At 65.0% G+C, this 14219-nt stretch carries 7 protein-coding genes; 1 reads left to right on the top strand and 6 read right to left on the bottom strand.

Annotated features, from left to right (window positions below):
* Positions 1 to 34: 34 nt before the first annotated feature.
* From ileS to AB656_RS00680, 4 genes are all read right to left on the bottom strand, one after another.
* Entirely contained in the window at positions 35 to 3388 is a 3354-nt protein-coding gene (ileS, locus tag AB656_RS00695) for an isoleucine--tRNA ligase (protein ID WP_033503877.1), read from the bottom strand.
* A gap of 320 nt (positions 3389 to 3708) precedes the next feature.
* Positions 3709 to 4704: a ribokinase gene (locus AB656_RS00690; protein WP_033503921.1), complete on the bottom strand. Its 996-nt coding sequence runs from the start codon at positions 4702 to 4704 to the stop codon at positions 3709 to 3711.
* A gap of 616 nt (positions 4705 to 5320) precedes the next feature.
* Complete coding sequence (locus AB656_RS00685; RefSeq protein ID WP_236681882.1) at positions 5321 to 6397, bottom strand: LacI family DNA-binding transcriptional regulator; 1077 nt, start codon at positions 6395 to 6397, stop codon at positions 5321 to 5323.
* Positions 6398 to 6489: 92 nt separating this feature from the next.
* The gene (locus AB656_RS00680; RefSeq protein WP_236681881.1) at positions 6490 to 8766 is read right to left on the bottom strand and encodes an exo-alpha-(1->6)-L-arabinopyranosidase; all 2277 of its coding nucleotides are present in this window, start codon (positions 8764 to 8766) and stop codon (positions 6490 to 6492) included.
* 346 nt (positions 8767 to 9112) lie between these two features.
* Here AB656_RS00680 and AB656_RS00675 point away from each other — a divergent pair, with 346 nt between their 5' ends.
* Positions 9113 to 9676: a TetR/AcrR family transcriptional regulator gene (locus tag AB656_RS00675; protein WP_033503924.1), complete on the top strand. Its 564-nt coding sequence runs from the start codon at positions 9113 to 9115 to the stop codon at positions 9674 to 9676.
* 15 nt (positions 9677 to 9691) lie between these two features.
* Here AB656_RS00675 and AB656_RS00670 read toward each other — a convergent pair whose 3' ends face one another.
* Together AB656_RS00670 and AB656_RS00665 are read right to left on the bottom strand one after the other, a co-directional pair.
* Positions 9692 to 11992, bottom strand: coding sequence for a glycoside hydrolase family 3 N-terminal domain-containing protein (locus AB656_RS00670; protein ID WP_236681880.1), 2301 nt, complete (start codon positions 11990 to 11992; stop codon positions 9692 to 9694).
* Between the two features lie 46 nt (positions 11993 to 12038).
* Positions 12039 to 14162 carry a beta-galactosidase gene (locus tag AB656_RS00665; protein WP_236681879.1) on the bottom strand — a complete coding sequence of 708 codons (2124 nt, stop codon included), beginning with the start codon at positions 14160 to 14162 and terminating at the stop codon, positions 12039 to 12041.
* Positions 14163 to 14219 lie beyond the last annotated feature (57 nt).

Below are 14219 nucleotides of genomic sequence, written 5' to 3'. Positions count from 1 at the left end.
GAGCACCTGCGGGACTCTCTTGGGCCGTCTGGAATCAGGCCTTGGTTACCTGGACCTGGGGCTCCTGGACGGAGTCGCTGGACTCGATGGCCACGCTGGTGGCCAGGGTTTCGGAGGCGATCAAGGACTCGAACCGGCTTGCCTTGGAAGCTTCCGCCGTGGGCAAGGTCAGGGTCAGGCTGATCCGGTCGGCGATGTCGAGCCCGGCGGCCTTACGAGCATCCTGGACCTCGCGGATCAAATCGCGCGCATAGCCCTCGGCCTCGAGTTCCTCGCTCAACTGGGTATCGAGAATCACGAAACCACCGGTAGGCAGGGCCGCCGAAGCCTTGGAGCCGACGCCCTCGCCTTCGCCCTCCTCCACACGGTTGGTCAGCTCGTACTCAGCCGGTTCCAGGGGTACATCGCCAGCGGGGGTCACCGCGACCACCTGGCCGCCATTCTGCCGCCAATCACCGGCCTTGGACGCCTTGATGACCTCCTGAACCTGCTTGCCCAGGCGAGGGCCGGCAGCACGCGCATTGACCTTGAGCTCCTGGACCAGCCGCAGTCCGCGCGACTCGGCTTGGGCGAGCGTAGAGAAGTCGATGGCTTTGACATTGAGCTCCGACTTGAGCACATCCTCGTAGGGGCTGACCGCCTCCGGCGCCTCCACAATCACAGCCAGGCGAGCCAAGGGTTGGCGGACGCGAATCCGCTCGGACTTACGCAAGGAGAGTACGGAGGAAACAATTTCGCGCACCTTCTCCATAGCGGTCAGGAGCCCTGGGTCGGCCTTCAAAACCAGGCCCAGCTCGGTGGGCTCACCAGTGGCTTCATCCGCTACGAACGGCCAGTCGGCCAGATGAACCGACTCGCCGCCGGTCAGGCCCCGCCAAACCTCCTCGGCCTCCATAGGGGCCAGGGGCGCGATGACCCGAGTGAAGACCTCGAGGACGGTGTACAGGGTGTTGAAGGCCTGCTTGTCCTCCTGCCAGAAGCGGTCACGGTTGTTGCGGATGTACCAGTTGGTCAGCAGGTCGATGAACTCGCTGGCCTCAGCGCAGGCGTCGGCGATGGCGAAATCGTTCAGCGAGCGCTCCACTCCCTCGACCAACCGGCGGCAGGCCGCCAGCAGGTAGCGGTCCATGGCCGCCAGGCCGTCCGCCTCCTCAGGCAGCAGCCGATGGGCGTCGTATCCAGCTCCCCCGTTGGCCGCGTTGGCATAGAGGGTGTAGAAGTAGTACGAGCTCCAGATCGGCAGCATGACTTGGCGGACCGTATCGCGGATGCCTTTGGCGGTCACGATCAGGTTGCCGCCGCGCAGGATGGGCGAGCTCATGAGGAACCAGCGCATGGCGTCGGAACCGTAGTCGTTGAACACGCCGTTGACATCCGGGTAGTTGCGCAGGTGCTTGCTCATCTTCTGCCCGTCGTCGCCCAGGACGATGCCGTGGCAGATGACGTTCTTGAAGGCGGGCTTGCCGAACAGGGCCGTCGCCATCACATGCAGCACGTAGAACCATCCGCGGGTCTGCCCGATGTACTCCACCACGTAGTCCGCCGGGAAATGCTGCTCGAAGTACTCCTTGTTCTCAAAGGGGTAGTGGAACTGGGCGAAGGGCATGGATCCGGACTCGAACCAGCAGTCCATCACGTCGGTGATTCGGCGCATGGTGGACTTGCCGCTAGGGTCGTCCGGGTTGGGCCGGGTCAGACGGTCGATGTACGGCCGGTGCATGTTGATCTCGCCCTTGCCGTCGCGTGGGTAATCGCCGAAGTCCCGCTTGAGCTCGTCCAGGGACCCATATACGTCCACGCGCGGGTGGGTCGGGTCGTCCGAGACCCACACAGGGATGGGCGAACCCCAGAAGCGGTTGCGGGAGATGGACCAGTCCCGGGCATTGGCCAGCCACTTACCGAACTGCCCATCCTTCACGTTGCTGGGAATCCAGTTGATTTGCTGGTTCAGGTCCAGCATCTGGTCCTTGATCTTAGTGACCGAGACGAACCAGGAGGAGACCGGCTTGTAAATCAGCGGAGTGCCGCAGCGCCAGCAGTGCGGGTAGGAGTGCACGTAGGACTTCTCCTGGAAGAGCAGGGCCCGGTGGTCCTCGGGCACGCGAGCCAGGGGACCGTCGCCGGCGCGCAGGTTGCGCAGGATGGGCTTGTTCGCGTCGAACACGTACTCGCCCTCGTAGTCGGGGCAGGCGGCGGTGAACCTGCAGCCGGCGTCCAGCACGTCGGTGGAATGGATGCCGTGCTCGTTGAGCGTGTTCATATCGTCTTCGCCGTAGGGGGCTTGGTGGACCAGGCCGGTGCCTTCAGCGGTGTCCACATAGTCGGCGGTGAAAATCTGGTAGGCGTTGGCCCCGGGCACACCGCCCTCGGCCACGGCCTGGTCGCCGGCGAAGTAGGGGAAGACCGGCCAGTAGCGCCAACCCACCATGTCGGAGCCCTTGAGCTCCCGCAGGACCTTATACCCCTCCCCCAGCTCCTTGTCGTAGTTGCCAAGCAGGTCGCGGCCCAGGTAGAACTTCTTGCCAGCGAACTTGCCCTCGACCGGCTGCACCTCGACGTAGTCGATGTCCGCGCCTACCACAATTGAGAAGTTGGTGGGAACCGTCCAAGGCGTGGTGGTCCAGAAGACGGCGTAGGCGTCGTCCTCGTCGCGCAGGCGGACGGCCACGGACACGGTGGTGTCCTGCCGGTCCTGGTAAACGTCCGCGTCCATGCGCAGCTCGTGGGCGGACAGGGGCGTGCGGTCCTTGGGGCAGTAAGGCAGCACGCGGTAGCCCTGGTAGGCCAGGCCCTTGTTGTAGAGCTGTTTGAAGGCCCACATGACCGATTCCATGTAAGGGATGTCGAGCGTCTTGTAGCCGTGGTCAAAATCCACCCACCGTGCCTGACGGTGCACGTAGTCCTTCCACTCCTGGGTGTACTTCAGGACCGAGGCGCGGCAAGCGTCGTTGAACTTCTCGATGCCCATCTGCTCGATCTGGTCCACCGACTCGATGCCCAGCTCCTTCTGGGCCTCCAGCTCGGCGGGCAGGCCATGGGTGTCCCAGCCGAAGACGCGCTTGACCTTGCGGCCTTTCATGGTCTGGTAGCGGGGAATCACGTCTTTGGCGTAGCCAGTGAGCAGGTGGCCGTAGTGAGGCAGGCCGTTGGCGAAGGGCGGGCCGTCGAAGAAGACGAACTCGTTCTGGCTGTGGTCGCCGGAGGGGCGGGCGTCCACGGATTTGCGGAAGCTGTCGTCACGGTCCCAGTACTCCAGGACGCCTTCCTCCATATCAGGGAAGGACGGGCTGGGACCCACGCGGTCGGCGGCTCCCCCTTCGACCGCTTTCGGGTAGACTGATGCCGCCCGCTGACTACTGTTCCCGCCTTCACTCGTGGATTGGCTCACCGCGCACGCTCCTCGGCCCTAAGTTGCTCTTACTGGCCGAGGACGGAGGGACTGCTGCCAGCCGCCTGCGCGGTACCACCTCGCTTGCCGCGCACCGGGCTCGAAACCCGCTTGCACGACCACTCATAGGGGGATTTGCGGACCCCACCCGTCGGTTCTACTGGATAACGCCGGCCGGTTCGTGCCACCTAGCGCCATCGTTCTTCCGAAGGCTCCCCGCTGATGACGGATCACTGCCCTTGTGAGGATTCATCCTAACACGGCCGGCGGCCAACAAACATCCCAACCCCTCCAAGGAGCGGACGCGCTGCGCCGGGCGCTCAGCGGCCACCCTGGGCGAAATAGGCGCGCACCTGCTCCAGGTTACCGTACGAAGCCTGCGCTCCACGGCCGGTGGCGGCGTACGCGGACACGTAAGCGGCCATCTTGGCTGAATCCAACAGGCTGGAGCCGGTGGCCAGGCCCGCCAGGACCGCGCCCATGAAGGAGTCGCCGCAGCCGGTTGTGTCCACGGCCTTGACCGAAACCGCGTCCACATGCTCCGCCGAACCATCCTCCAAGACCATGGAGCCAGCCGACCCGAGCGTCACGATTACGGACTCGAAGCCCACGCCCTTCAGGCGGGAGGCGATCTCGGCCCAGTCCAACCGCTTCCACCAGCCCTCGCCGGACAGGACCGGCATCTGATCGCCTTCGTGGCGAATCAGCTGCCACATCTCGTGCTCATTGACCAGCAGCAGGTCCACATTCGCGATCAGCTCAGCGGGCAGGAGGCCTTGGAAGGGCGAGTCGTTCAAAACGACGGTCAACCCGGCCTGGTGGGCGATCTCAGCGGCGCGGGTGACCGCCTCCATCGGGCTCTCCAGGCACAGGCCCAGCACCGAGCCTTGTGCGAGCTGACTCTGGACCGAGTCCACGTATGCGGGGTCGACGTGCTCGTTCGCCCCTGCCGACAGGACGATCGTGTTCTCCCCATGCTTGTCCACGGTGATGACCGTGGCGCCCGAAGGCCCGTCCCAGCGAACGACCGAGCTCATGTCCACGCCGGCGGAGACCAGTTGGGATTCCAAGAAGTCGCCGTTGGCGTCGGTGCCAAGCTTGCCCAACATCACGGCCCGAGCGCCCAAGCGGGCCACCGCAGCGGCCTGGTTGGAGGATTTGCCACCCGGCAGTATGGTCAGCGGACCGCCGACCACGGTCTCGCCACCAGCTGGCAGGCGTTCGGTCGTCACAGTGTAATCGGCGTTCATCGAGCCGAAGATGACGACAGAGCCGCCGCTGAAATCCTTATGCTCTAGCAGTTCCTGGCCTTGCATTATCTTCGATACCACCTTCACTCGTGCGTCCTTGCTTGCGCAGTTTCATCTCATAACCATACAGCCGAAGGGGGAAGTGAGAAGAACCAAGGCTTGCAAACGACTAACCAGCGCATCTGAAATCAGTCCTCGGAGCCTCCTGCTGCGGCTGCCGGCAGGGGTGGAGACCGAAGACCTATTCTCGTTTACATCAGCTGGGCGACGGAACCACCCCATCGCCGCTGCGGTACAGCGACGGTCTCACTGCCACAATCTTTCTGCATCACCGCCAGTATAAAACGTTTTATCACCTCTGTCTATCTCGTCGTGTTTCGCATATTACCGCCACTTTCCCCGCCTGGAGCCCGTCGTCCTTTATCAGCGCATGGACCTGCCCTGAAACCGGCTCGATGGTGGTGACGAATCCTCCGTCCAGCTCGCCTTCCCCGGTTAGGGCGGAACCGGCAGCGGCAGCCGTAGCGCAGGCATGCCAGCCAGGCCCATCCCCCGGAACCTGATGCACTCGGCCAAGCCAACCCTGACGACGGGCGGTTCATCTCACTAATCGAGCCCACAGCCCGGGCACGGACGGCCGCGATGGATGCCGCGACCCCCGCCGCTCGTCGCCTAGGCCAAATCACGAGAGCCTGCCCACCGAATCGCGCCGCTTGAAGACCGTGGGGATGCTGACCAACTGGGAGCGCTGGGAGCTCGTGGACCGTCCTGCCGCGATGCGGTCCATCAGTATCTCGACCCCCCGGCGGCCCATCAGTTGGACCTGCTGGGAGATCACGGAAATCTGCGGCGAGAGCAGACGAAAGGCATCGATGTCATCAAAGGAGACCAGCGAGATGCGCGAGCCTATCTCGATGCCCAGGCCGCGCAGGAGGCTGATTGAGCCTATCGCGTCGGGTGAGTATCCGAAAATCACCGCGCTGGCCTTGAAGGCCAAGATCCGGTCAATCGTACTCTGCCTGGACGCCGCACTGTCGTCGCACGAAAAGACCGCGCTGTCGTCAGGCCCGCAATAGGTGGGCGCGAGGGAGCGGAAGGCCTGGGCGCGTTCATTGACCGAAAAGGAGCCCAGGGAGGGGTGGGCCACATAGGCGACCCGTCGATGCCCGTAGCGGCGCAAGAGCTCCAGGGCCTCGCGCAGGCCCGAGTAGGGGTCGGAAACCACGTAGGGCACCGTATCCATGCCCGGCACGCGGCGGTCGACGAAGACCAGCGGCAGCTCGCGGCTGACCAGCGCCTCGATGCCGGAGGAGTCCGCCCCCTGCGGCACTGCGATGACCCCATCGATGCGCTGGCCCAGGATGCGCATGATGAAATCGTCCTGGCGCTTGACCGACTCGGCGGACGTGCCGATCAGAGCGCCGAACCCGTGCTCATAGAGCATGGTCTCCATGGATGAGACCAGGTCGGCGAAGTAGGGATTGCGCAGGTCGGGCACCAGCAGACCCACCATTTGGGTGCTGTCCGAACGCATGGCTTGAGCGCGGGAGTCGGGGATGTAGCCCAGGTCCTGAGCGGCTCGACGCACCGCCTTCTTCGTCTCCGCCGAGAATCGTCCCTTGCCGTTGAGGACCTGCGAGACCGCGGCCGTGGAGACCTTGGCCTGGCGGGCCACGTCCCGGATGGTGACGAATCCCATGCTTGTGCGACCTCCCTGTTCACTGATGGCGGCCCGATGAGCCACGTCACGCCTGCTCATTCTAGACTACCTTGGCGGCCCCAATCGCCAGCGGGGCCGGGACCGCTCTGGCCCCAGCCCCGCCGGTAGTCCGTCTGGCTTGGTCACACGCCTTAAGCGGCGTGGGTGGCCTGCGCGTAGTTATCCAACAGGTAGTTGGTCAACTTGGAGCCGTTCCCACCCATCAGTACGAACAGGGAGTTAATCGGCATGGAGGCCAGGAAGATAGCGGCCGAAGCGTTGTCGATGGGCAGTTCAGGCAGCTCGCCGGAGCGGCCCAATGCCTCCATCCGTTCCATGATCGGACCGCCGACCGGGTCCTCCCGCCATTCGTCCATAGTCGACCACTCGGTCAAGGGCAGGCGCTTGCCGTCGCCGGGCAGGCTGATTGTGACGGTGGCTGCGATGTCGCGGCTGGAGGTGCCCACTTCGACACCGTAGTCACCGGCCTCAATCCGCCATCCGGCGTGGGTCTCGGACCAGTACGCGAAGGCGCGCTCGTCAAGGTCGATGCTGATTTCCTGGCTTTCGCCCGCTTTGAGGAAGACCTTGCGGAAGGCCTTGAGTTCGTGGCTGGGGCGGGCGACTTTCGCCTTGCCTGGCGCCACATAGACCTGCACGGTTTCGGCGGCGTCCCGATCGGAGGTGTTGGTCACGCGCACGCTCACCGTGGCGGTGTTGCCCTGCCTGGCGGTCACATGCACGTCGGAGAGCTCGAAGCTCGCGTAAGACAGGCCGAAACCGAACGGGTACGCCACCGGCTTGTGGAAGGAGTCGTAGTAGCGGTAGCCCACGTACACACCTTCGCCGTAATCCACATGCCCCTCCTCGCCAGGCCAGTTGAGCATGGTCGGATCGTCAGCCAGGTCCATCGGGATGGTCTGGGCCAGCTTGCCCGAAGGGCTGTAGTCCCCGTAAATCAGGTCAGCCAAGGCGCGGCCGCCGTCTTGGCCAAGCAGCCAGCCTTCCAGAATCGCCTGCGCCTGGTCGCGCCAGGGGGCGATCGAGACGACCGAGCCGTTGGAGAGCACCACGGCAACGTGAGGGTTCACCGCCGAAACCGCCTTGAGCAGGTCCAGCTGCTTGGCTGGCAGGTCCAGATTGGTGCGGTCGGCGCCCTCGGACTCCTCCTGCTCGGGCAGACCCAGGAAAAGCAGAACGGACTTGGCCTTACGGGCTGATTCGACGGCCTGGCTGGTCAGCGACTCGTCCTGGGGCTCGTCGTCCAGGGTGAATCCTGGCGCGAAGTCCACCTTCGCGCCCCGCTCGCCCGCCGCGTCCAGGAAGGAGGAGACGGCGGTCGGGGTGATGTGGGAGGAGCCGCCGCCCTGGTAGCGCGGAGTGCGGGCGAACTCGCCGATGACCGCCACCGTGCCGTTCGGGTCCAGGGGCAGCAGAGCGCCCTCGTTCTTGAGCAATACAGCGGATTCACGCGCGGCTCGGCGGGCCACGTCCCTGTGCTCGTCCACGCTGTAGCGGTAGTCGGTCCGGCTCATGGCGGGCGCGGCCTTAGCGGCCAAGTCGATCATGCCTTGGGCCATGCTGTCCAACTGGTCCACGGGCAGGCTGCCGTCGCGGGCGGCGGACACCACCCGGTCGTCAGTGTAGGAGGGGGGCATCTCCAGATTGAGCCCAGCGTTCAGGGAGGCCACGCGGTCGTGGTCCGCGCCCCAGTCGCTCATCACGATGCCCGTAAAGCCCCACTCCTTGCGCAGCACGTCGGTCAGCAGCCAGTGGTCCTGGGAGGCATGGACTCCGTTGATCTGGTTGTAGGCGCACATGACCGTCCAGGGCTGGGCGGTCTTGACGATGTACTCGAACGCCGGCAGGTAGATCTCGCGCAGGGCCCGCTGGGAGACACGGGCGGAGATTCGCAGGCGGTCGGTCTCCTGGTTGTTGACGGCAAAGTGCTTGAGGGAAGTGCCCACGCCCTGCGACTGCACGCCGGAGACGATGCCCACAGCCTCATGCCCGGCCAGGAAGGGATCTTCGGACCAGAATTCGAAGCAACGCCCACCCAGGGGGTTGCGCTTGATGTTGACGCCCGGCCCCAGGATGACGGCCACCTGCTCCTGAATGCACTCCTGGCCCATGGCCCGGCCCACCTCTTCCACCAGTTGCGGGTTCCAGGAGGAGGCCATGCCAGCAGCGGGAGGGAAGCAGGTGGCGGGCACGGACTCGTTCAAGTCGACCGCGCCGGTCTTCTCCTCAGTCTTGCGCAGGCCGTGGGGGCCGTCAGTGATCATGTAGCCGGGGACGCCCTTGGATTCGATGCCCTGCAAGTGCCAGGCGTCGCCTCCCGAGGTCAGGCTGGCCTTTTCCTCCAGGCTCAGGTCCGAGGCCTTGGGGAAGGCGGGTTGGGGCCGGGATGCGTTTGTATCGGTCATCATCGCTCCTTTGCAGTAGATACCTACCAATTGGTAAGTACTCTATCACTTGCGACCCGCCGAGCCAAGGCCAACACACACGCTTCCCACACCTACCATTCGGTAAGCGCCTTATAGCGATATACTCGCAGTAACACCCACGAACCCAGGCGGCAGAACGCGCTTGGGCACTGACCGCACCCGGACCAGCGGGCAAGGCGGCACGAGAAGGACCGGATTCATGGATACAGCGCAGCAGGCGGGCGAACCAGAGGGACCGACGACGGGCTCCCCGACTGGGGATGGGGCCGACCGCGCGGGATTCAGCCTGCCGGTGCGCGAACTGGCCAGGCAACTGGGCATCGAACACATGGACGGACGGGCCGCCGTGACCCTGGCGGCCATCCGTTCCTTCGCCCTGCGCGGTTACTACGGCACCACCATCCAGTCAATCGCCAACGAAGTCGGCATGACCAAGGCTGGCGTGCTCCACCACGTGGGCTCCAAGGAAGGCCTGCTGGAGATGGTCCTGGACGACTTGTACGACGGGCAAACGGCCCAGGTGATCAGCCACACGCTCAGCCAGCCCCGGCCGCTCATCGCGCGCATGTGGCGGGAGACGGTCGCCATTAACGCCCGCCGCCCGCTGCTGGTGCATATGTTCTCCACCCTGACCACCGAGGCCTTGGATCCAGACCATCCGGCCCACGAATACTTCCAGGCCCGCGAACGCACCATCGTGGACACCGCGCTGAACATCCGCTGGTCCCTGCCCAAGGATGTGGATGCCGCCAGCCTGATCCGCGCCGGGTTCTCGATGATGGACGGCCTGCAACTGCGTTGGCTGCGTGCCCCTGGCCAGGACCTGGAAGCCATGTGGGCGGAATGCGAGCCTGTCCTCTTCCCCCTCCCCCTCTGGAAGGGCTACATCTAAGGGGGGGGGGTCTCCTTACCGCACGGTGAAGGTGACGGACTGAAGGTCATCCATCCGCGAGGAGTGGCCCAGCAAGGCCTGGAACTCGCCAGGCTCCACGACGCGGTCGCCTGATGCGTCCACAATCGTGCATTCTGAGACAGGCAGGTCGAAAACGACCCGCTTGGTCTGCCCAGGCTCCAAATCCACCCGCTGGAAGCCCTTGAGCTCGCGCCCGGCCCACGAGACCGAAGTAACCAGGTCGCTCACATAGAGCTGGACCAGCTCGGTGCCAGGGCGCTCACCGCTGTTGGTCACCGGCAGGCTGAGGTGCAGCACGTCGTCGGCCCCCACCTGGGCCGGGCCATCCAATTCAGGCTTCCCATAGGAGAAGGTGGTGTACGACAATCCCTCGCCGAATGCCCAGAGCGGGTCCTGGGTCAGGTCGGCGTAACGATTGCCGTGCTGGCCGCGCACCTGGTTGTAGTAGACGGGCAGCTGGCCTGCGTGACGGGGGAAGGTGATCGGCAGGCGGCCCGAGGGCCCGGTCAGGCCCAGCACAATCTCCGCCAGCGCCTGTCCGCCTTTCATGCCGGGGCTGGGTTGCCAGAGGATGGCCTGCGCCGCGAGTCCGCTGGGCGGCAGAATCAAGGGCTTGGACGACATGAGCACCACGACCATGGGCTTGCCCGTGGCGGCGAGCGCGTCCAGGAGGTCCTTCTGGTCGCCGTAGAGCTCCAGGGTGGCGGTCGAGCATCCCTCGCCCACCAGCTGGATGACGTCTCCCACCACGGCGATCACCACGTCGGAACGCTGGGCGACCTCCACAGCTTGGGCGATCAGTTCCGGGTCCGCGGGCGCTGGGGCGGCGATCTTAGGCCGGGGCTGTCCATCCGGGTAGGTGGGACCCTCAGGGTCGTCCACCAGGTTCAGAATCCGGGCTCCAGGGGCGTAGTCCACCTGCCAACCGTCCGGCACCTGCTCGCGCAGACCGTCCAGGATGGTGGTGATCATCCGCCGTGGCTGGCTGTCGATCCAGTCGCACTGGCCCGAGCCGCCAGCCCAGTCCCCCAGTTGGGTCTGTGCGTCGTCGGCCAGGGGACCCACGACTGCGATACGCCGGGCCCCCGAGGCGCTTCCATCGCCGCCAGACAGGGGCAGCAGGCCGTCGTTCTTGAGCAGCACCACCGATTCACGGGCCGCCTCCAGGTTGAGCTCCTGGTGCTCCTCGGAGCCGATGACCGCCCGCTGCCGCTCCAGGTCGGGAAGACGCGGATCCTCAAAGAGCCCCAGGCGGAACTTCAGCGCCAGCACCCGGCTCACGGCCTGGTCCAGCTCCTCCTCGGACAGCAGCCCCTGGCAGAGCGCATCCAGGGCGCCCTCGTAGAAGCCGGGAGTGTTCATGATCAGGTCGTTGCCGGCCTTGACGGCGGCGGCCGCGGCGTGCGTGTAGTCGGGCTCCACTTTCTGCTCCCAGACCATGCGGCCCACATTGTCCCAGTCGGTGACCAGGGTTCCGCTGTAACCCCACTCCCCCCGCAGCACCTGGTTCAGCAGCCAATCGTTGATGGTCACCGGAATCCCGTCGATGGACTGATAGCCCATCATGAACGAAGCGCAACCTTCCCGGGCCATGCGCTCGAACGGCGGCAGGAACCACGAGCGCAGCTTACGGTGCGACAAGTCGGCTTCGGAGGCGTCGCGGCCGCCCTGGGTCTCGGAATAACCGGCGAAATGCTTGGCCGTGGCCAGGATCGCATCTCGGGGCAGTTCACCTTCCATGGCCGAACCACCCTGGTAACCGCGCACCATGGCGGACCCCATCTCGCCGATCAGATAGGGGTCCTCGCCGAAGGTCTCGTCCACCCTGCCCCATCGGGTGTCACGGGCTATGCACAAGACGGGTGAAAAGGTCCAATGGATACCGGTGGTGGAGACCTCCTCGGCGGCTGCGCGGGCTATGCGCCTTGCCATCTCAGTGTCGAAGGTGGTCGCCATGCCCAGCTGGACCGGGAATATGGTGGCGCCTTCAAAGAAGGAGTGCCCATGGATGCAGTCGTCGCCTATGATCAGCGGGATGCGCAGGCGGGTCTGCTCCACCAGCCGTCTGGCCTCCTGCAGCCGCTCGGCCGAGGCGTGCAGCAGGGAGCCCACGTGCCGCTCCAATATGGGTCCTTCGACCCCTCCCCGGGCATCCAGCTGCATCACCTGGCCCACCTTTTCCTCCAGGGTCATCCGCCCCAGCAGGTCCGCCAACCGCTCATCTATGCCAAGTGAGGGGTTCCTGTACGGCGCCCCGTCCAATGCGGTCTCGTCCTCCATGATTGTGCGCTCCATCCTTCTTGTATGCTTCTTCGTACCCGTTACCGGTCTCCTGCCGCGCTCAGCCCGTGGTACCCACGATGACGGCCAGGTCCCAGGGGTTTACCTTCAGGTCCTCCCCTGCCGCCACCTGGGTCCCCTTGTCAGGTCCCAGCAGCAACCTTCCGGCGCTGGGGGCAGCCAGCGCGGCCGGTCGAGGACTGTAGTTGAGCAGATAGGTCACGCTCTCGCCTCGGCCGTTAACCCCCTGGCGCACGGCGATGCGACCCGCCAGATCCTGGGTCGGGCCCCACAGCCCCGCCCGTTTGACCGCTTGGGCCAGCACCGCTTTCATCGCCTGCGGCGCGAGCAGACTGCCAACCCACTCCGCCTGGCCCTGCCCGAACCGGTGACGGGTTATGGCGGCGTAGGACGACCATACCGGATGGTCGTAGCCAGCCAGCACTTCGGTGTCCGCATCCGGTTTAAGCAGCTCGATCAGGGCCTGGCAGCAGCCGGGCGCGAAGGCGCCCTCCTTGGCGGAGTCCGTGGCTCCCAGACCGTCGGCCAGGGTCAATCCGACTTCCTTGGCCCGGGTGAACTGGTTGTAGGTCATGCCGAACACGTCCGCAAGCATGTGCGGGGCCCGATCATGCCAGACTTTCAGGTACTCGTCCGCCACGAAAGAGCGCACGGTGGACAGGAGGAAGCCGCCCTGCCGCGCATACTCCCGCAGGCGTTCAAGCGTGTATCCCGGGGTGCTGTACAGGGCCGGGGTCACGATCATGGCGTATCGGGAAAGCTCGTCAGCGCTGGCGTCGCAGTTGACGAAGTCGCATTCCACGTTGAGCTCAAAGAGGGCGTCGTAGACCCGGCGGACCACGTCATTGTAAGTGTACTCGGTGCCCCCGGGGAAACCGGTGTCCAGGGAGAACCAGTTCAGGGCGGTCAGGGCCTCGTTGGAGACCATGATGGCCACGCGGTTGCGCTTGCGCAGGTGCCTCAGGCTCTCGCCCACCTGCGGATCGGCGATTTCACGGCCGAACACCCCGGCCTCCTCGTAGGTGGGATTGGGCTCCAAATCGTGAGAGAGCAGCCCCTTCCAGTAAGTCTCGAAGGAGTTGTGGATGGAATGCCAGTGCCAGTACATCACGCCATCCGCGCCGGAAGCCAAATGGCTGTATGCTTGGAGCCTCAACTGCCCGGGGTAGGGCAGCCAGCCGTTTTGCCCCTGGGCCTCCGTCTCCAAGACCAGGTAGTTGGCGCCGCCCTTGATCGAGCGCGTCATATCGCCGCCGAAGGCGATTTCCTTGCCGGTCAGATCGTCCTCGGTTGGATGGTAGATGTCCACGCCGGCGATATCGAGCGCCTTGGCGGCCTGGAAGTGGTCCACGGCGGGCTGGACCCCGTAGGAGTAGCCCCGCCACTCGAAGTCGAAATTATGGGTCACGAACTGCCCGGGCCGGGCGTATTCGCGCACGATATCCGCCTGCCAGGACAGGTACTCACTGACCAGAGAGCGGCGGAACTTATCGAACTCGGCCGCCAAGGAACCGTTGATCGTAGCCGTCACGTCGGGGAAGTCCTGCCAGGAGTCGACCCGGTTGGACCAGTAGTCCAGACCGAACTCGCGGTTGAGGGCGTCCAGGTCGTCATGGAAGACCTTGCGCAGGTGCTTGACGAACAGGGCCTGCATGTCGGGCGAGACGCAATCGTAATACTTGGTCTCGTTGTCAACCTGGTAGCCGATCACGCTGGGGTGGTCGGCCACGTGGGCGACGAGGGTGCGGATGACCCGCTCGCCGTACCAGCGGTAGGCCGGGTTGACGATATCCATGATCTGCCGCGCCCCGTAGGTCTGCTGCCCTTGGGGCGTGCGCGCCAGCACGTCAGGATGCATGTGCACCAGCCAGGCGGGCACCGCATACGTAGGTGTGCCCACGATGACCTGGATGCCGTGCCGGCCCGCCGCCTCCAGGGCCCGGTCCACATGGGTGAAGTCGAACTCTCCGGGCTGGGGCTCCAGGGTGGACCATGTGGATTCAGCGATACGGATCGTGGTGATGCCGGCCGCCTCCATCATCCGCATATCGGTCTCTATCCGATCCTCCGGCATGTACTCGTCGTAATACGCCGCGCCGAACAGTATGCGGTCCACCTGCATGGCCGGCCTGCCATCAGTCCCAGCGGATGGCTTGTCCGTCATCGTTCCGGTTTCCTTCATTGCCTCACCTGTCTCCATCGCCCTGTTTCCCCTTGCCTT

Origin of the sequence: Bifidobacterium actinocoloniiforme DSM 22766 (assembly GCF_001263395.1) — a bacterium.
Lineage (GTDB): Bacteria > Actinomycetota > Actinomycetes > Actinomycetales > Bifidobacteriaceae > Bombiscardovia > Bombiscardovia actinocoloniiformis.
Note: the sequence above shows the minus strand (reverse complement) of the source record. Positions and strands in the feature narration are given on the sequence as shown.